The sequence below is a fragment of the Nocardioides sp. R-C-SC26 genome, assembly GCF_021246465.1.
Lineage (GTDB): Bacteria > Actinomycetota > Actinomycetes > Propionibacteriales > Nocardioidaceae > Nocardioides.
The window spans coordinates 1-18,109 of the sequence record NZ_JAHRHK010000023.1; the positions used below are offsets into that span (position 1 = coordinate 1).

Annotated in this window: 19 protein-coding genes; 14 read left to right on the forward strand and 5 right to left on the reverse strand. The window is 71.2% G+C overall.

Annotated elements, in window-relative coordinates; all coding sequences use genetic code 11:
* The coding region (locus KSO97_RS16075; protein WP_232680669.1) for a hypothetical protein at positions 1–305 on the forward strand (305 nt) is incomplete at its 5' end.
* Here the strand turns inward: KSO97_RS16075 and KSO97_RS16080 are convergent.
* Entirely contained in the window at positions 250–1,251 is a 1,002-nt protein-coding gene (locus KSO97_RS16080; protein ID WP_232680671.1) for a DMT family transporter, read from the reverse strand. The genes KSO97_RS16075 and KSO97_RS16080 overlap by 56 nt on opposite strands.
* On the opposite strand from KSO97_RS16080, the gene KSO97_RS16085 reads away from it, so the two are divergent.
* From KSO97_RS16085 to KSO97_RS16105, 5 genes are all read left to right on the forward strand, one after another.
* A complete protein-coding gene (locus KSO97_RS16085) occupies positions 1,250–2,656 on the forward strand; it encodes a PLP-dependent aminotransferase family protein (protein ID WP_232680673.1) in 1,407 nt (468 codons plus the stop codon). The genes KSO97_RS16080 and KSO97_RS16085 overlap by 2 nt on opposite strands.
* 108 nt (positions 2,657–2,764) lie before the next feature.
* Positions 2,765–4,840, forward strand: a complete 2,076-nt coding sequence (locus tag KSO97_RS16090; RefSeq protein WP_308188331.1) for an ATP-dependent DNA helicase UvrD2 — start codon at positions 2,765–2,767, stop codon at positions 4,838–4,840.
* 142 nt (positions 4,841–4,982) lie between these two features.
* Positions 4,983–5,267, forward strand: a complete 285-nt coding sequence (locus KSO97_RS16095) for a hypothetical protein (RefSeq protein ID WP_232680675.1) — start codon at positions 4,983–4,985, stop codon at positions 5,265–5,267.
* 140 nt (positions 5,268–5,407) lie between these two features.
* The gene (locus KSO97_RS16100; RefSeq protein WP_308188332.1) at positions 5,408–5,755 is read left to right on the forward strand and encodes a WhiB family transcriptional regulator; all 348 of its coding nucleotides are present in this window, start codon (positions 5,408–5,410) and stop codon (positions 5,753–5,755) included.
* A 94-nt stretch (positions 5,756–5,849) separates the two neighbouring features.
* Entirely contained in the window at positions 5,850–6,014 is a 165-nt protein-coding gene (locus tag KSO97_RS16105) for a hypothetical protein (protein WP_232680677.1), read from the forward strand.
* Between the two features lie 154 nt (positions 6,015–6,168).
* Here KSO97_RS16105 and KSO97_RS16110 read toward each other — a convergent pair whose 3' ends face one another.
* Together KSO97_RS16110 and KSO97_RS16115 are read right to left on the reverse strand one after the other, a co-directional pair.
* Complete coding sequence (locus tag KSO97_RS16110; protein ID WP_232680679.1) at positions 6,169–6,948, reverse strand: hypothetical protein; 780 nt, start codon at positions 6,946–6,948, stop codon at positions 6,169–6,171.
* A gap of 209 nt (positions 6,949–7,157) precedes the next feature.
* Positions 7,158–7,316, reverse strand: coding sequence for a DUF5679 domain-containing protein (locus tag KSO97_RS16115; RefSeq protein WP_091115022.1), 159 nt, complete (start codon positions 7,314–7,316; stop codon positions 7,158–7,160).
* A gap of 183 nt (positions 7,317–7,499) precedes the next feature.
* Here KSO97_RS16115 and KSO97_RS16120 point away from each other — a divergent pair, with 183 nt between their 5' ends.
* The 3 genes from KSO97_RS16120 to KSO97_RS16130 all read left to right on the forward strand — a co-directional run bounded on the left by KSO97_RS16120 (position 7,500) and on the right by KSO97_RS16130 (position 10,238).
* Positions 7,500–8,291 carry an enoyl-CoA hydratase/isomerase family protein gene (locus tag KSO97_RS16120; protein WP_232680681.1) on the forward strand — a complete coding sequence of 264 codons (792 nt, stop codon included), beginning with the start codon at positions 7,500–7,502 and terminating at the stop codon, positions 8,289–8,291.
* Positions 8,292–8,627: 336 nt separating this feature from the next.
* The gene (locus tag KSO97_RS16125; RefSeq protein ID WP_232680683.1) at positions 8,628–9,698 is read left to right on the forward strand and encodes a PHP domain-containing protein; all 1,071 of its coding nucleotides are present in this window, start codon (positions 8,628–8,630) and stop codon (positions 9,696–9,698) included.
* Between the two features lie 9 nt (positions 9,699–9,707).
* The gene (locus KSO97_RS16130; RefSeq protein WP_232680685.1) at positions 9,708–10,238 is read left to right on the forward strand and encodes a M48 family metallopeptidase; all 531 of its coding nucleotides are present in this window, start codon (positions 9,708–9,710) and stop codon (positions 10,236–10,238) included.
* A 15-nt stretch (positions 10,239–10,253) separates the two neighbouring features.
* On the opposite strand, the gene KSO97_RS16135 is transcribed toward KSO97_RS16130, so the two are convergent.
* Entirely contained in the window at positions 10,254–10,844 is a 591-nt protein-coding gene (locus tag KSO97_RS16135) for an NUDIX hydrolase (RefSeq protein WP_232680687.1), read from the reverse strand.
* Positions 10,841–12,271, reverse strand: coding sequence for a zinc-dependent metalloprotease (locus KSO97_RS16140; RefSeq protein WP_232680689.1), 1,431 nt, complete (start codon positions 12,269–12,271; stop codon positions 10,841–10,843). The genes KSO97_RS16135 and KSO97_RS16140 overlap by 4 nt, the downstream gene beginning before the upstream one ends.
* Before the next feature lie 76 nt (positions 12,272–12,347).
* Between KSO97_RS16140 and KSO97_RS16145 the strand changes: the two genes are divergently transcribed.
* From KSO97_RS16145 to KSO97_RS16165, 5 genes are all read left to right on the forward strand, one after another.
* On the forward strand, positions 12,348–12,824 hold the full coding sequence (locus KSO97_RS16145) for a molybdenum cofactor biosynthesis protein MoaE (RefSeq protein ID WP_308188334.1): 477 nt from the start codon (positions 12,348–12,350) through the stop codon (positions 12,822–12,824).
* Between the two features lie 50 nt (positions 12,825–12,874).
* A complete protein-coding gene (locus tag KSO97_RS16150) occupies positions 12,875–13,237 on the forward strand; it encodes a hypothetical protein (RefSeq protein WP_232680691.1) in 363 nt (120 codons plus the stop codon).
* 69 nt (positions 13,238–13,306) lie between these two features.
* Positions 13,307–14,374 (forward strand): PDZ domain-containing protein, encoded by a 1,068-nt coding sequence (locus KSO97_RS16155; RefSeq protein WP_232680693.1) that lies wholly within the window; start codon positions 13,307–13,309, stop codon positions 14,372–14,374.
* Positions 14,371–14,940 (forward strand): PPA1309 family protein, encoded by a 570-nt coding sequence (locus tag KSO97_RS16160; RefSeq protein ID WP_232680695.1) that lies wholly within the window; start codon positions 14,371–14,373, stop codon positions 14,938–14,940. Before KSO97_RS16155 ends, KSO97_RS16160 begins: the two co-directional genes overlap by 4 nt.
* 68 nt (positions 14,941–15,008) lie before the next feature.
* A complete protein-coding gene (locus KSO97_RS16165; RefSeq protein WP_232680697.1) occupies positions 15,009–18,080 on the forward strand; it encodes a UPF0182 family protein in 3,072 nt (1,023 codons plus the stop codon).
* Positions 18,081–18,109 lie beyond the last annotated feature (29 nt).

The window sequence follows — 18,109 nt, forward strand, 5'->3', positions numbered from 1 at the left end:
CGGCCCCGAGTCCGCCGCAGACGCTCGCGGCGCAACTGGTGGCTCAAGGACGCCGGTTCAAGCCGGACCAGTTGCTGGCCGGGGCGGCCCGGGCCGCCGACGTCGTCGAGGTCGAGACGCTCCGGATGCTGCTCCTGGGCAAGTCCTCGGGATGGGAGGTGCTCACGCTCGTCGCCGAGACCGATCCCCGACTCGACCGAGGGCTGCTGGCCACGCTGCGTGCCCGCGGTGACGACCAGATCGAGCGGATCACCGAGTTGCACCGCGCGCTGGCGGCGGAGCGGCTTCTGCGGGCGGCGCGCTGAGACCGGAGGCGCTACCGGCGGCCGCCGTCGGTGCTTGTCGTTGCCGGGTGCGGACGGCGAGTGCGGCGCACGCGATCACCGCGATGCCGCCGAGGGCCGTCGCAAGGGTCACGCGCTCGCCGAGCAGGAGCGCCGCCCACACGATCGTCAGCACCGGCTGGGTCAGTTGCACCTGGCTCACCTGGGCGATCGGCCCGATCGCGAGCCCGCGGTACCAGGCGAAGAAGCCCAGGAACATGCTGACCGCGGCGAGATAGGCGAAGGCGAGCCATTCGTGAGGTGCCGCCGACGGCGTCTCGTGGAGTGCGGACCCCAGTGCCAATGCCGTGGTGACGGGGGAGGCGAGCACCAGCGCCCACGAGACCGTCTGCCACGCCCCGAGCTCGCGCGCCAGCAGCGCGCCCTCGGCATACCCCACCGCCGCGGCGACCACGGCAGCGAACAGGAGCGCGTCGGCCCAGGAGAGCTGGCCGACTCCTCCGTTGCCGACCGAGGCGAACCCCACAGCGGAGACCGCGCCGAGCACGGCGAAGGTCCAGAACGATCCCTGCGGTCGTTCCCTGCTCAGCCAGACCGCGACGACGGCGGTCGCTGCGGGCAGGAGACCGATCACGACTGCGCTGTGCCCCGCGGGCGCCGACGTCAGGGCGTAGGAGGTCAGCAGCGGGAAGCCGAGCACCACGCCGCCGCTGACCTTGGCCAAGCGCCACCACTGGTGACGGATGGGAGGACGTTGACGCGTCGCACAGAGCGCGGCCCCAGCGAGCATCGCCGCGACGACGGCGCGCCCGGTGCCGATGAACAGCGGTGACAGGCTCTCGACGGCGACCCGGGTGAGGGGGACGGTGAACGAGAAGGCGGTGACGCCCAGGAGACCCCACCACAGGCCGGTGCGGTCGAGTAGCGCTGCGGAGGGCGGCGCAATAGCGCTATCTTTCGTCGTCATGAACGACGATAGCGCAGGGCGGATCGTCGCCGATCTCCGCACCTGGATCACCTCGGCGCCCGCCGGGACGCGCGTGCCCGCGACGCGGGCGCTCGTGCTGCAGTACGGTGCCAGCCCCGTGACGGTCCAGAGGGCGATGCGTCAGCTCGTGGCGCTCGGACTCGTGGACAGTCGGCCCGGCGTCGGAACCTTCGTCCGCGCTGCGAGAGCGGCCCGCGCCGCGGACTACGGCTGGCAGACCGCCGCGCTCGGCACTCCGCGGGGCTCGTCGGTGCTCTCCTCGACCCAGCGCGCGCCGGCCCCCGATGCGATCGGGCTGCACTCGGGCTATCCGGCGCGCGACCTGCTGCCCGATCGGATGGTGCGCGCGGCGATCGGCCGCGCCGCGCGCACCGAGACCGCGCTCACTCGCGCCCCGGCGGCGGGCATCCCGGAACTCCAGGCCTGGTTCGCCTCCGAGCTGTCGGCGCACGCTCCCGCGGGCGTCGGCGCCGTGACGGCGCGCGACGTGATCGTCACCGCCGGCAGCCAGAGCGGGCTGAGCTCGGTCTTCGGGTCTCTGGTGGGCGTCGGTCGGCCCCTGCTCATCGAGTCTCCGACCTACTGGGGCGCCAATCTCGCCGCGAGACAGATCGGCGTTCAGCTCGTGCCGGTTCCGACCACCCCGGTCGGGCCCGACCCCGACGACGTCGAGCGGGCGTTCCAGCTCAGCGGTGCACGTGCCTTCTATGCCCAACCCACCTTCGCCAACCCCACGGGCGGGCAGTGGAGTGTCGAGCGCGGGCGCGAGATCCTCGAGGTGGTGCGGCGTCACGGTGCGTTCCTGATTGAGGACGACTGGGCCCACGACCTGGCCATCGACGCTGACCCGCGTCCCCTGGCCGCGCTGGACGACGAGGGCCACGTCGTGTATCTCCGGTCGTTGACCAAGAGCGTCTCGCCGTCGCTCCGGGTCGCCGCGGTGATCGCACGAGGGCCGGCGCGCGATCGCGTCGTGGCGGAGCGTGCGGCCGAGTCGATGTATGTCAGCGGCCTGCTCCAGGCCGCCGCCCTCGACGTCGTGACCCAGGCGGGGTGGCGCGGGCACCTGCGCCGCGTCCGCGACGAGCTCCGCGAGCGCCGCGACCTGCTGATGCACGGGCTTCGGCAGCACGTGCCGGCGGCCCACGTGGAGTCCATACCCGTCGGCGGGCTCAATCTGTGGGCACGGCTTCCCGACGGCACCGATGTCGACCTCCTGGCGCGCGCCTGCGAGACGAGGGGCGTGATCCTCGCGCCGGGCGCTGAGTGGTTTCCCGCAGAACCGTCGGGTCCCTATGTGCGCCTGAGCTTCTGCGGGGAGGCGCCGGAGCGTTTCGAGGAGGCCTGCCGGGTGATGGGAGTCGCGCTTGCGTCGGTCAACTGAGGGTGGATCGCGGGCCCGGTGCCAGCGCGGTTCCGGCGGTGTCGGCGCGGGCCTCTAACCTCGGAGCGAGGCCGCCGCCCATCTCGTACCTCAGGAGTGCACCCGACCGTGATCGACGCAGCACGCGAGCGACTCCTCGGCGCGCTCGATCCCGAGCAGCGGCAGGTGGCCGAAGCGCTTCGTGGCCCGGTCCGCGTCCTCGCCGGTGCCGGCACGGGGAAGACGCGGGCGATCACCCACCGGATCGCGCACGGCGTGCACTCAGGCATCTACCAGCCGACCGAGGTGCTCGCGCTGACCTTCACCGTGCGCGCCGCGGGGGAGATGCGCACGCGCCTGCGCCAGCTCGGTGCCGACGGCGTCCAGGCGCGCACCTTCCACGCCGCGGCGCTCCGACAGCTGCGCTACTTCTGGCCACACGTGCACGGCACGGAGCTGCCGAGCCTGACGGAGTCGAAGCTGCCGATGGTGGCCACGGCCGCAGGCCGACTGCGGATCTCCACCGATCGCACTCAGTTGCGCGATCTCGCCTCGGAGATCGAGTGGGCCAAGGTCAGCAACGTCCATCCCGACGACTATCCGCGGATCGCCGAGGCGCGGCAGCGCTCGGTCGCCGGGCTGGAGCCCCAGCTCGTCGCTCGCGTGCTCGCGGGCTACGAAGAGGTCAAACGCGGTCAGGGCCGGATGGACATGGAGGACGTCCTGCTCTTCACCGCCGGCCTCCTGGCCGACGACGAGCGTGTCGCGGCGCAGGTGCGTCGCCAGTACAAGTGGTTCGTGGTCGATGAGTTCCAGGACGTCTCGCCGCTGCAGTACGCGCTGCTCGACCTGTGGCTCGGCGGACGACACGAGCTCTGCGTCGTCGGCGACCCGGCGCAGACGATCTACTCCTTCGCCGGCGCGCGAGCCGACTACCTTCGCGATTTCGCGGCCAAGCACCCTGGCGCGACCTCGATCGAGCTGGTGCGCAACTACCGCTCCACGCCGCAGGTCGTCGCGGCGGCCAACGGCGTGCTTGCCTCCACCCGCGACACGGTGCAGTTGCGCGCGCAGCGGCCCGACGGCGCCGCCGTCCGCTACGCCGGACATCCCGACGAGGTCGCCGAGGCCACGGCGGTAGCCCAGCGGATCGCCGCCCTGCATCACGGAGGCGTGCCGCTGAGCGAGATCGCCGTCCTCTTCCGGATCAACGCGCAGTCCGAGGTCTATGAGGAGGCTCTCAACGACGCCGGCATCGCCTACCTCGTGCGTGGTGGCGCCCGATTCTTCGATCGTCCCGAGGTCCGTGAGGCGGTCACGCGTCTGCGCGGCGCCGCTCGTTCGGGCGTGCGGGCCGCCGAGGGCGACACGTGGGTCGACCTCGTGCGCGACGTCCTCGCCGGCATCGGGTGGACGGCAGAGCCACCGTCGGGACGCGGACATGCACGAGACCGGTGGGAGTCCTGGCAGGCACTCGTCGCGCAGGCCGACGTCTTCGAGAGCGAGGCGTCCGGGGCCGACTCCGAGGGGCCGGGCAACTCGGGGGAGCGGTTCAACGCCTTCGTCGACGACCTCGACCGACGCGCTGCCGACCAGCACGCGCCGAGCGGAGAGGGCGTGACGCTCGCAACGCTGCACGCGGCCAAGGGCCTGGAGTGGGACGCCGTCTTCCTGGTCGGGATGCAGGACGGGACCATGCCGTTCAGCTATGCCCAGACCGACGAGCAGATCGCCGAGGAGCGCCGCCTGCTCTATGTCGGGATGACGCGCGCTCGGCTGGAGCTGAGCGTCACCTGGGCGGCGGCGCGCAACCCCGGCCAGGCAGCGCGGCGCGCGCCGTCGCGGTTCATCGAGTCGCTGCTGCCCGCCTCCGCGCGCCCGGCGACGCCGTCGGCACGACGCAAGGCGCGCACGTGCGTCGAGTGCGGTGCCCCCCTGCCCTCGGGTGCCAAGGGACGCACCCGCTGCGACGACTGTCCAGCGCCGTACGACGAGGAGCTCTTCGAGCGGCTGCGTGCGTGGCGCAAGGAGCGTGCGTCGGCCGACGAGGTCGCTGCGTTCATGGTCTTCAGCAATGCCACGTTGGAGCAGCTGGCCGAGCTCCGGCCGACGACGCCGGCGGCGATGCTGCGCATCAACGGCATCGGCAAGGACAAGCTCGAGCGCTATGGCGACGACGTCCTCGAGGTGCTCGGCGGCGCCTGAACCGGCGTCTGAAAGAAAAGTTCCGGTCATAGTCAATAAATAGTTTGCTCCTTACATGACCGAGCAAGTAGCGTGCTGCTCGTTGTAGTCGATACCGCGCACCAGAGCCCTGACAAAGCTCGCGCACGAACCGCCTGAGGAGGTGACCATCGTGGAGAACATGAACTTCGAGCCGACGACGTACCGCGCGTCGGCATTCGGCATGTCCGGCGCTGCCGGCGTCCTCGGCACGTGGTCCCCGATCACCTCTGCCCTCGGCGCGTCCTGCAGTGCTCGGATCCAGCGTCACGACCTCGTCTCCACCCTCGCGGTGAACAACGTCGTCGTGCGCGACCGCCAGGCCGCCGTCAAGGCTGCAACCAAGGGACACGTGGATTTCGCCACGTCCATCCCGGGTACCCCCGCCTGGAGTCCGCCCCCCTGTTGAGAATCAGCAGAGAGGCTGCCTCCAGGCCGCGGAACCCGAACCGGGATCCGCGGCCTTTTTGTTTCCCCAGGAGCCGGATGAGAACCATCCACCGCCCCCAGCTACACCCCACGCGATCAGAGAAAGAGGAGGTGGCCCCTATGACCACCCACGTTGCCGAACCCATCCTTCGACCACCGCTCATGTCCTGGGCCGGGCTCGCCGAGGTCCCCACGCTGGGCGCCTTGCACGACCAGGCCGCGCTCGTCGACGAGGCGTTGCTTCCGTGCCGGGTCAACGACCCGGACCTGTGGTTCGCGGAGTCGCCCAGCGACGTCGAGTTCGCCAAGGCCCTGTGCCTGGACTGCCCGGTGCGGCAGACCTGCCTCGGCGGAGCTCTCGACCGTGCGGAGCCCTGGGGCGTGTGGGGCGGTGAGCTCTTCCTGCAGGGAGTGGTCATCCCCCGCAAGCGGCCCCGTGGTCGCCCGCGCAAGGACCAGGCGGCCTAGGCCCATGAGTCGCACCGCCGCCTCGGCCCCACTGGATCGCCCGATCCGGGGCCCCCTCCACGACATCGAACGACACCAGAATCGGAGCACCATCATGTTCAGCCTCAACGAAGAACTGGCACGCGCGCATAGTCAGGCGCGCCTCGCCGAGGCGCGCGCACTGCGTGCGGGTCACCAGGTGGCCCGCGCCCGCCGCTTGAGCCGCAAGGCCGAGCGCGCAGCGCAGCAGGCTCGCCTCGCCCTCGCTCGCGCTCTGTAGACCCTCCCCGGAGGATCTCCGGGTTTCGCGCTCACGCAGCGCGGCAACCGCTCCCGAAGAGGCCGTCATCTCTTCGGACCACCCTGATCGCGGGTGACCACGGGCCAGGTACGACCACCGTCGTACCTGGCCCGTCGGCGTTTTCGGGCGCGCTTCAGGGCAGGGAGTCCCACGTACAGCCGCACTGCGGGTGGCGCGCCCACGTGCGCACCACGGGCGCGCCGTCGTCGCCGACGTCGACGCTGGCTGACCACAGCCCCCCGCCCATGCCGTCGAGATAGCCGGCGACCTCATGCGCGATCCAGGTCGCGGCCCATGCCCACAACGACGCCGCCACCGGCGCCGCGGCGCGGTCGGCCAGTTGATCGAGCACCAGTAGGCGACGTCGGTCGCCTTCTGACTCGTGGGCGTCGACGCAGCGCAGACACGCCGTCACGCCGGGAACGACCAGGGGGCCGAGTCGCAGTACGCCGGGTCTGCCCGGGCCAGCGACGACCAGGTGCGGGACCCCGTCGGCGACCCAGGGGTCGAGCTCATCTCGATGCACCGGCGCGGTGCGGAGGAGGATCCGCAGCGCAACGGAGTCGCGTGCTGCCGGGCGTACCGCGACCCCCGCCCGGTCCAGGGCGGTCGCGAGGCCGTCGTCGGGCCAGGCGTCGCCCTCGACGGCGACCGGGGCCCGTCGCCGGACGACCGGACGCCCACGGTGCAGAAGGCCGGCGGCATCGAGGGCGCCGAGCGCCCGGGCTGCTTGGGGCGTGCCGGCGCGAGGGATTCCGGATCCGGCCAGTTGGTCGAGCAGCAGCCGCACGGACTCTTCGTCGGGCACGATCACGCGGTCCGGCGGGTCGACCCCGACCTGCCAGGAGTGGTCGTCGCGGCGCACGGCGTGGACGCCGGGACGGAGCCGGGGTACGTCAGCGTGGGAGGTCACCCGGCGATGCTCACACCGTCGTGCCGCGGACGACGGCCGTCGTCCACAGGTCCGTCGCGTTTGGTGGAGCACGGCGGCGACCCGCCGAGAAGACGGCGGGGGGGGGGCCCCCCCCCCGGGGGCGCGTCCGCGACGGCGGCACTCCCGTGAGGGAGCGCCGCCGTCGCGGGTGCCGTCCGGATGCGGACGACGACTCGTCAGGTCTGCGATCAGGCCTTGCCGAGGATGCGGTTCAGGTTGGTCGAGCACACGGGGCAGACGGCCTTGGCCATCCGGGTGCCCTTGTCGTTCACCTTCACCTCGCCCTCCGCCTCGCGCTTCTCCTTGCACTTCACGCAGTAGAACTCGCCGCTCCAGGTCTCCGCCATGACGGCCTCCTTGCCTAGGTTCGTGGTCGTTGGTCGTCGCGGCGGGAACGATCGGGGAAGCCCGCCGGAGGCCCCGCTCGACGCAGGGCCGTATCGACCCTACGGCACGCGTGGCTCGAGCCCGTCGTTCTGGGCCTCACCGAGGCTTTCGGCGTGTCTCGGCGGACCCCTAGGGTCGGGATCGTGACCGACTTCGAGCATCTGCGACTGGAGCGACCCGCTGAGGGGATCGCACGGATCGTTCTGGACAACCCCGACCAGCGCAACGCCATGTCGCCGGCCATGACCACGTCCTGGGTTCGTGCCATCGACCAGCTGGCGCACGACCCCGACGTGCGCGTCGTCGTGGTGACCGGCGCCGGATCGGCCTTCTCCTCCGGTGGGGACACCGCCTGGCTCGCCGGCGACGGCACCCGGACGGTCGATGAGTTGCGCACCCAGATGCTCGGGTTCTACCGGTCCTGGTTGTCGATCCGACGCCTGGAGGTACCGACCATCGCCGCGATCAACGGCCACGCGGTGGGGGCGGGGCTCTGCCTGGCGCTCGCCTGCGACCTCCGGTTCGCCGCCGACGGCGCGCGGATGAGCGTGCCGTTCACGCGACTCGGACTGCACCCCGGCATGGCGGGCACGTTCCTCCTGCCCGACGTGGTGGGCCCGGCCGTAGCGCGCGACCTGTTCCTGACCGGTCGTGCCGTGACGGGGCAGGAGGCGCTGACACTCGGTCTGGTCTCGCGCGTGATCGCCCCGGACAGCTTCGCCGACGACGTGCTCGCCGCCGCGTCGTCGATCGCCGAGGCTGCACCGATCGCCACCCGCCTCACCAAGACGGCGCTCGCCCGCGGGCACGCCGACCTCGACGCGTGCCTGGCCTGGGAGGGGCTGGCCCAGCCGGTCACCCTCGCCACGGCGGACCTGCAGGAGGGCATCGCGGCGGTGCAGGAGAAGCGGCGGCCGCGGTTCACCGGCCGCTGAGCGCCACCTCTGGCCTCGATCCATGACGAAGAGGCCCCCGTGCACCGCCCACGACACTTGCCTTCCCCTTGCGAGTGTCGCCGGCGAGCCCGGGGGCCTCATCCGTCGCACAACCTAGGGAGGGTCGGCGTCGCGGTCAACCGTGACGGGGTGTCGATGGTGTCCAACCTGTGGATAAGGGTGTGCAGAACTCCCGCTCTCCCGTGAAGAACGCCGGGATGAGCTTGTGGAGAACGCCCACCTGATCAGGTCTGGAGGCGCGGTGAGCAGGCACGATCCGACTCCACACCTGTGGATCACTTCCCTACGATGAACTCGTGGAGAGCGAGGCCGGCGATGGGTGACACGGCCCAGCCCGGTCGCACCCCGGCCGCCGACGAGCCCTTCGACGGCGGGGCCGTCGCCGCACTGCGGCGGATCGCGTTCCTGCTCGAGCGGGCCCGTGAGGACACCTACAAGGTCAAGGCTTTCCGTGGCGCGGCGGCCGCGATCCTCCCGCTCGGTGATGACGAGGTCCGCGCTCGCGCCGCGGCCGGGACGTTGACCGACCTGCCGGGAGTCGGCGCGAGCTCTGCTCGGCTGATCGAGGCGGCGGCGTCCGGCCGGATGCCGGAGCGTCTGGCGAGGGCCGAGGCCGAACACGGCGGTCGGCTGACGACGGGCGGCCAGGCACTCCGGGCAGCCCTGCGCGGAGACCTGCACTCGCACTCGGACTGGAGCGACGGCGGGTCGCCGATCGAGGAGATGGCGATGACCGCGATCGAGCTCGGTCACGACTATCTCGTGCTGACCGACCACTCGCCGAGGTTGAAGGTGGCCCGGGGTCTCTCGGCCGAGCGGCTGGGGCGACAGCTCGACGTCGTGGACGCGGTGAACGTGCACCTGGGCGGCGGCTTCACCCTGCTCAAGGGCATCGAGGTCGACATTCTCGACGACGGCGCGCTCGACCAGACCGACGAGATGCTCGCGCGGCTCGACGTCCGGGTGGCGAGCGTGCACAGCAAGCTCGGCATGGACTCGGCGGCGATGACGCGTCGGATGCTGGGCGCGATCGCCAATCCGTTCACCAACGTGCTGGGCCACTGCACCGGACGCCTGGTCACCGGCAACCGCGGCACCCGCGCCTCCTCGCAGTTCGACGCGCGTGCGGTGTTCGAGGCCTGCGTCGGGCACGACGTCGCCGTCGAGATCAACGCGCGGCCCGAACGCCGTGACCCGCCGACGGCGCTGCTGGAGCTCGCTCGCGACATCGGTTGCGTCTTCTCCATCGACAGCGACGCCCACGCTCCGGGGCAGCTCGACTTCCAGGTACTGGGTTGCGAGCGCGCCGAGGAGGCGGGGATCGAGCCGGAACGGGTCGTGAACACGTGGCCCGAGGAGCGCCTGCTGGAGTGGGCGAGCAAGTAGGTTCGGGCCATGGAGGCACGGGTCGAGGTGCGGCGCTCGAAGCGCCGACGCCGTACGGTCTCCGCCTATCGCGCCGGCGACACCATCGTCGTGCTCATCCCCGCGGCGTTCAGCAAGGCCGACGAGAACGAGTGGGTCGCGCGGATGATCGCGCGCGTCGAGCGCTCGGAGCAGAAGAGCGCCTCGTCCGACGAGGATCTCCTGCGGCGGGCCCACGAGCTCAGCGACCGGCACCTGGGTGGTCTCGCCCAGCCGGCGTCGGTGCGGTGGGTGACGAACCAGAACTCGCGATGGGGCTCCTGCACGCCGGCCGATCGCTCCATCCGTCTCTCGGCCCGGCTGCAGGCCATGCCGGGGTGGGTGGTCGACTACGTGCTGGTGCACGAACTCGCGCACCTGCTCGAGCCGCGGCACGACGCTCGATTCTGGTCGTGGGTCGACCGGTACCCCCAGGCGGAGAAGGCGAAGGGGTACCTGCTCGGGTGGTCGGACGCGTTGCACTCCGCTCCGCCTCCGGGCGACCACGGCGCCCAGGACTGAGCGGACCGGCGAGGGTCAGGAATCCTGGCGAGCGAGTGCGAGCGTCACGAGCTCGACCATGTCGGCGTCGGGCCGGGGGAGGGCGTCGATCGGCCACCATCGGACGTCGAGTGACTCCTCGCTGACCGCGTGCACGGCATCGCGTGGAGCGACGGCGAGGAACCGGACGTCGAGGTGGTGCACGATCTGCTCTCCCGCGTCAGCACCTGAGCCGGCCGGTGCTGTGCCGTCGACGTCGGGGCGCCGGCAGAACGGCACCTCGTGCTCGGAGAGCTGGACGGGTGTCGGATCGAGCAGGAGGCCCGGGATGCCGGACTCCTCACGTGCCTCGCGGGTGGCCGCGTCCAGCAGCGAGGCGTCGTCCTCGATATGGCCGCCGAACTGGAACCAACGCTGGGCCTTCGCATGCAGGGTCAGCAGCACGCGCGATCGACTCTCGTCCAGCACGATCGTGCTGGCGGTGAGGTGGTCGGGGCGGCACCGGCGCCAGAGTCCGTCCGGATGCGTGGCGAGGTGCGCCAGATAGCGCTGGCGCAGGGAGTCTTGGGCGACGGTGGGCGCGCGCCAGTCCCCGAGGACCCGGACGGCGTCGGCGTGGGCGCTCACTCGGCGGGGTCGGGAGCCGACGGATCGGCTGCGGGCCCGTCGCCGTCGAGCAGCCGGCGCAACTCGGCGTCGAAATCGTCGGCGCTGAGCGCGTCGGGCGCACTCGCCTCCTCGCGGAAGCCGAGCGGGTCGTCGAGATCGGCGGCCGTCGGCAGCAGATCGGGGTGCAGCCAGACGCCGTCGCGGGCCTCGGCGCCCTGACGGGTGCGCAGCGAACCCCACAGGGTCGAGGCGTCGCGAAGCCGGCGCGGCCGGAGCTCGAGCCCGACGAGCGCGGCGAAGGTCTGCTCGGCCGGGCCGCCCGCGGCGCGGCGCCGCCGGACGAGCTCGTGGAGCTTCGTCGCCGCCGGCATCCGTTCGGCGGTGGCCTGACCCACGACCTCGTCGACCCAACCCTCGACCAGGGCGAGCGCGGTCTCGAGTCGCTCGAGGGCCGCTGTCTGCGCGGGAGTTCGGGGGATGTCGAAGAGGCCGCCCTCAAGCAGCTGCTGCATCGACTCCGGGTTGGACGGGTCGATCCCGCGCATCTGCTCCTCCAGGCGCTGTTGGAGGCCCTCGGCGTTGAGCTGGAGACCACGGGCGTAGTCGGTGACCGCCCCGAGCAGGTGCTCGCGCAACCACGGCACGTGGGCGAAGAGCCGTTGGTGCGCCGCTTCGCGCAGCGCGAGATAGAGCAGGACGTCGTCGTGGCTGACGTCCAGGCCCTCGGCATAGGCGGTGACGTTGGTCGAGACCAGGGCAGCGCGGCCGGGGGCGCCCAGCGGGAGTCCGATGTCGGAGGCGGTGAGGACCTCCGCGGCCAGCTCGCCGAGGGCGGAGCCGACCTGGCTGGCCAGCAGGCCACCGATCACCTTGCCGATCATCCCGGCCAGGGGGCCTGCGACGGCCTGGGCCTCCTGCGGCAGCGCCGACCCGAGCCCTGTCACGGCCTGGTCGGCGACCGGCTCGACCAGCACCTTCCAGACGTCGAGGGTGTTGACGACCCACTCGGCACGGCTCCAGGCGGCGGTCGAGGTCACGCCGGAGGGAAACACCGTCGCGGTGTCGAGCCAGTGGTCGGCCAACCGGACGGCGTCCGCGACGGCCGCCGTCTGGGTCGAGGACGGCGAGGGGTCCGGCGAGGCCGCCACGCTGCGGCGAGCGATGTCCGCGGCGAGCTCCCAGTTCAGCGGGCCCTCGTGCGGTTGCAGCATCGCCTGGATCTGCCCGAAGAGCTGGTTGAGATCGGGCATCCCCGATCCTCCCTGGGACCCCGCAGCGCTGCCGGGGCCGGGGGCGCCGAGGCCGAACCCGAACCCGGAGCCGCCGCCGGGTGCGGACGCCCCGCCCGGGAGGCCGCCGGAGAAGAACTGGCCGAAGAGCTGCTCGAACGGCGTGCCCTTGAAGGGATTCGGCTGGTCGTCACCCGGTCGGCCCTCGTTGCTCATGCGTCCACGGTACGCGGTGCCGGAGTACGAGCCGAGGGTGTTCGCTCACGGCATGACCGCCCTCTACGGTGGGCGTGTGACTGACCCGATGCCGCACTCCGTGGCCGACGACGCGATCGTCGTCCCAGGCGACCCGACCGTGCGTCTGGTCGCCATTCGCGAGGAGGAGCTCGACGTCACCGAGGTGCTCGACGCGCTGGACGGTGCGGCCGATGGTGGTGTCACCCTCTTCGTGGGCAGGGTGCGCGACCACGACGGTGGCCGCGACGTCGCCGGTCTGGGTTACTCGGCGCACCCGACGGCGCTGGCCCGCCTGACCGAGGTCTGCCGGGAGGTCGCCGCGCGGCACCCCGTCCACGGTGTGGCCGCGGTGCACCGGGTCGGGACGCTGGCGATCGGCGACGCGGCCGTCGTGATCGGCACGGCGGCGGCGCATCGCGACGTGGCGTTCGCGGCGTCGCGCGACCTGATCGACACGCTCAAGGCCGAGGTGCCGATCTGGAAGCATCAGCGCTTCGCCGACGGCGAGGAGGAGTGGGTCGGCACACCATGATCCGGGCGCGTCGTCGCCGATCGGTCGGCCCGCGCGCCTAGGCTCCACGCATGTCCGTGCTGCTCTGGTTGCTGCCATCCCTGGCCGCGACGGTGCTTGCGATGCTGTGGGTGTCGTGGGCGGGGCGCGAGCGCCGCGACGAGGTCCCGCACGAGGAGCAGATGCGACGCCTCGGTGACGCCGTCGGTACGCCCTCGGTGGACGGGGCGGTCGTGCGCGATCGTGACCGGGCTCCTCAGCCGGGCTCGGTGCAGGGCGGCGTGGTGATCCGACGCCCTCGGCCCGAGGTGGTGGCGGTGACCGATCCCGAGCTCGCGCTCCCTGGTGAGGCAGCGCATCCAGAGGCCGCACGTCATCCGGATGCCGGGTCCGCCCCGGCGCGAGGCGACGACGGCGAGCGTCGCGCTTCCTGACCGAGCGACGCCGAGGTCCGATGTGGACCGCACGGAGCCGATCTTGCCCTAGATGAGAGGGTGAGCCGTATGAACCAGCGCCTGATCGCCGCGTGCATCGCGGTGCCGGGGGCGCTGGCGTTGATCGTCTACGCCAACCTCGCCAGGCTGCCGTACGCGACGTACAGCCCGGCGGGCACCGTCGACGTGCTCGGGTCCGACTCCCAGGGCACTCCGATCGTCGACGTCTCGGGGCACAAGACCTACCGCGACGACGGCGAGCTCCGGATGACCACCGTGTCGGTGACCAGTGCGTGCGCCGACGACGCGTGCTGGCTGCCGCTCTCGCAGTTGATCGGTGCCTGGACCGACGGCGACAAGGCGGTCTACCCCTACGACGCCGTCCACGCCCCCGAGGAGACCGCGGAGAGCAGTCGCGCCGAGGGTGCACTCCAGATGGCCACCTCGCAAGACAGCGCTGTCGAGGTCGCCATGAGGGAGATGGGCATCGACGTGCCCCAGGTCGTCAAGGTCGCCGCGCTCACCGAGGGCAAGCCGGCTGTCGGCAAGCTCGAGGTCGGCGACGTGCTGCGCACGGTCGACGGCGCACCGGTCTCCTCCACCGACGAGCTGGTGCGGCTCATCACCCGCGGCGACGGTGACGAGGCTGTTCGTCTCGGCATCGAACGCGACGGCGACGAGCGCACGGTCGAGATCACCCCGGTCGTCGAGGACGGCCGACGGCTGATCGGGATCACTCCGGGACTCGACTACGACTTCCCCTTCGAGGTGAAGCTCAACATCTCCCCGAACATCGGCGGGCCGAGTGCAGGTCTGATGTTCTCGCTCGCCGTCTACGACACGCTCACTCCGGGGTCGCTGACCGGCGGGAGGAGCGTCGCCGGAACCGGCGAGATCGCGCCGGACGGCACCGTCGGCCCGATCGGCGGGATCCAGCAGAAGATCGCCGGCGCTCGCGAGGCGGGAGCGCAGTTGTTCCTGGTGCCCGAGGAGAACTGCGCGGACGCCCTGGCAGCCGACAACGCCGGCGACATGCGGTTGATGATGGCCCGCACGATGCACGAGGTCCGGGTCGCGCTGGACGAGTTCGCCGACGACCCCGCTGCGTCGCTGCCCTCGTGCGAGGACGCGCGATGACGAGCGGCGATACCCACGAGGGCTCCGAGGTCCGCGAGCCGTGGCGCGACGGCGTGCTCGCGACGGCTGTCCGCGAGATCGAGGAGCACGTCGCGTCGGCGGGCTGGGACAGCCCCGCGCGGCTGTTCGCGCTCGTCGACACCGCGCGCCTGATCGCCGAGGAGCCCGCGCTGGCGCGCACGATGGGGCTCGACGCCGTGGCGGACGGGCTGACCGCCGTCGAGCAGGACCATCTCGACACCAGCCAGCCGCTCGAGCAGGCCCTGCAGCAGATCGAGTGGCCCCTCGCCGTCGCCGGGTGCGCCGCAGTCGTCGAGCGACTCGTTCTCCCGCCCGGCGCCGATACCGACCTGCCCGAGGGTGCGGCTGCCGCACAGGAGTACGCACGCAACCACCCCGACCGCCAGGAGGTGCGCATCGTCGCGGCCGTCACGCGTGTCGGCGACCGGTGCTGTGCGCTGCGGATGCGCTCCCACGACGACGCGACCTCGGTCGTGCTGGGGGAGGACCTCGTCCCGGGCCTTCTCGAACTCCTCACCGCCACCCTCGATCCGGTGCCCGAGTAGTTCGCACCTGCATCACTACGACCACCACCTGAACAACACCCCGCCCCCCACCTTGGAGGACCAGAGCCGTGAGCGACCTGTTCGACGACGATCCCCGGGCGATGAGGCCCGCCGACCGCCGTCCGCCGCGCCGGTCGCGCGCCCTGATGATCACGGCAGGGATCGTGATCGCCACCATCTTCGGGCTGACGGCGTTCTCCTCGATCTACATCGACCGGCTCTGGTACTCCTCGGCCGGGTACTCCGGGGTCTTCAGCACGATGCTGTGGACCCGCATCGGGCTGTTCCTGGTCTTCGGTGCCTTCATGGGCGGCATCGTCGCGCTGAACGTGTACCTGGCCTACCGGTTCCGGCCGCTGTTCCGGCCGGCCTCCCGCGAGCAGAGCAACCTGGACCGCTACCGCGACGTCGTCACGCCCATCCGCGCGTGGGTCGTCGTCGCCGTGGCCGTGGTGATCGGCGGCTTCGCGGGCGCCTCGGGTCTCGGCCACTGGCGGACCTATCTGCTCTGGCGCAACGGCGGTGACTTCGGCACCGACGACCCCTACTTCGGTCGTGACATCGGGTTCTACGTCTTCGACCTGCCCTGGATGCACTTCGTGGTCGACTTCTTGATGGCGACGTTCGTCATCGCGATCGTCGCCTCGATGATCACCCACTACCTCTTCGGCGGCCTGCGTCTGCAGGTCCAGCAGGACAGGCTCTCTCCGGCCGCACAGGTGCAGCTGTCGTTGCTCCTCGGCCTGTTCGTGCTCGCCAAGGGCGTGGACTACTACCTGGACCGCTTCGACCTGGTCAGCCAGAAGAACGGTCTGTTCACCGGGATGAACTACACCGCCGACAACGCGGTGCTCCCGAGCAAGAACATCCTGATGGGCGTCGCGGTGATCTGCGCGATCTTGTTCTTCCTCAACGTCTGGCGCCGCACCTGGCAGCTGCCCTCGGTCGGCTTGGCGCTGCTGGCGCTCTCGGCCGTGCTGCTCGGCATGATCTGGCCCGGCGTCGTCCAGCAGTTCCAGGTCAAGCCGTCCGAGGCGGACAAGGAAGCGCCCTACATCGCCAAGAACATCGAGTCGACGCGTGACGCCTACGACCTGACCGACGTGCAGACCGAGGCGTTCTCGCCGCGTTCCAGTACGGCCGACGTGGGATTCGCGAACCTGCTCGGCGCGACGTCCTCGGTGCCGCTGGTCGACCCGAAGGAGGTCCAGCCGGCTTTCGAGAACATCCAGCAGTCGCGCGCCTACTACTCGGTGCCCGATGTGCTCGACGTCGACCACTACGTCATCGACGGCCGCCAGCGCGCGCTCGTGCTCGCCGTCCGCGAGCTCGACCAGAACGGTCTGCAGGACGATGCGCGCAACTGGTCCAACGAGCACACCGTCTACACCCACGGCAGCGGCATCATCGCCGCCTACGCCAACCAGCGAGGCCGCAACAACGCCGAGCAGCTGGACAACGACGAGGGCGACGACGGCGACGACGGCATCGAGTGGGCTCAGGGCATCAACCGCGGCGAGACCGACCTGGAGGAGGCGACGGGCGACTTCGAGAGCCGCGTCTACTACGGCGAGCTCAGCCCGGAGTACTCCGTCGTCGGCAAGGCGAGCGCCGGAGCCGCCGATGTCGAGCTGAACCTGCGTCTCCCCGACGTGGGATCCAGCGACGGCACCGAAACCGACTCCGCTGGTGACGCGACGGTCGGGAGCACGACCTTCGAGGGAGAGGGAGACGCCCCCGTCGGCAGCACGTTCAACCAGCTGATGTTCGCGATCAAGTACGGCGAGCCGAACTTCCTGCTCTCCGGACGTGTCAACGGCAACTCGCAGGTGCTGTTCGAGCGCAACCCGCGCGAGCGGGTCGAGAAGGTCGCCCCGTGGCTCACCGTGGACAGCGACATCTACCCCGCGATCGTGGACGGGCGGATCCTGTGGATCGTCGACGGCTACACGACCACCGACCGCTACCCCGGGTCCCAGAAGCAGTCCTTCGACACCATGACCGAGGACGCCCTGGCCCAGCCGTTGGGCATCCAGACGTTGCCGACCGACGAGATCAACTACATGCGCAACTCGGTCAAGGCCACCGTCGACGCCTACAGCGGCGAGGTCTCGCTCTATGAGTGGGACGAGGACGACGCGCTGCTGGACGCCTGGATGAGCGCGTTCCCGGGCACGGTCAAGCCGCAGTCGGAGATGTCGGAGGAGCTGCTCGCCCACGTCCGGTACCCCGAGGACCTCTTCAAGGTGCAGCGCTACCAGTACGCGCGCTACCACGTCGAGGAGGCCAAGGACTGGTACGAGAACAACGCGCGCTGGGAGGTCCCGGTCGACCCGCAGTCCACCAACACCTTCCAGGCCCCGTACCGACTCTTCGTCGACGGGGGAGAGGGCCCCGAGTTCTCGCTGACCTCCGTCTACGTGCCGTACGCCAAGAACAATCTCGCCTCGTTCATGTCAGTCAGCAGCCAGGCCGGCAGCGACGACTACGGCGTGCTGCGGGTGCGCGAACTGCAGACGGAGCAGATCAAGGGCCCAGGACAGGTGTCGAACGACTTCGTCACCGACAGCGGGATCAACGCGGCGCTGCTGCCGTTGAAGAACTCGGGGGCGCGCGTCACCTACGGGAACCTGCTGACCTTCCCGGTCGGCGACCGTCTGATGAACGTGCAGCCGGTGTATGCGGCCAGCCAGAGCGGCACGACCAGCAGCTTCCCGCGTCTGCGGTACGTGCTGGTGAAGTTCGGTGACCAGACCGGCTACGGCACCACCTTGGACGAGGCGCTGCAGGTGGCGCTCGGCTCCGATGGCGGCGGCGATCCGGGCGACGGTGGCGGTGACCCCGGCGAGCCGACCGGCACCTTGGCGCAGCAGCGTGACCGCGCCGTGGACCAGGCGCTCGCCGCACTCGAGGCCGCGCAGGAGGCGCTCGCGTCCGGCGACCTGGGTGAGTACCAGACCCAGGTCGGCATCGCCGAGGACCGGTTGACCACCGCCGCGGATCTGAAGGACCGGATCGACGCCGGTGGGGGCGCCGGCGGGAACAACGCCGGCGCCGGCACCGAGCCCGGCGACGACGCTTCGGCGTCGCCGGGTGCGGCGCCTGCCACCGAGCCGGAGGCCTCGCCGAGCGCCGACTGATCCACCCACGGCCCCGACGGGGGCACCCA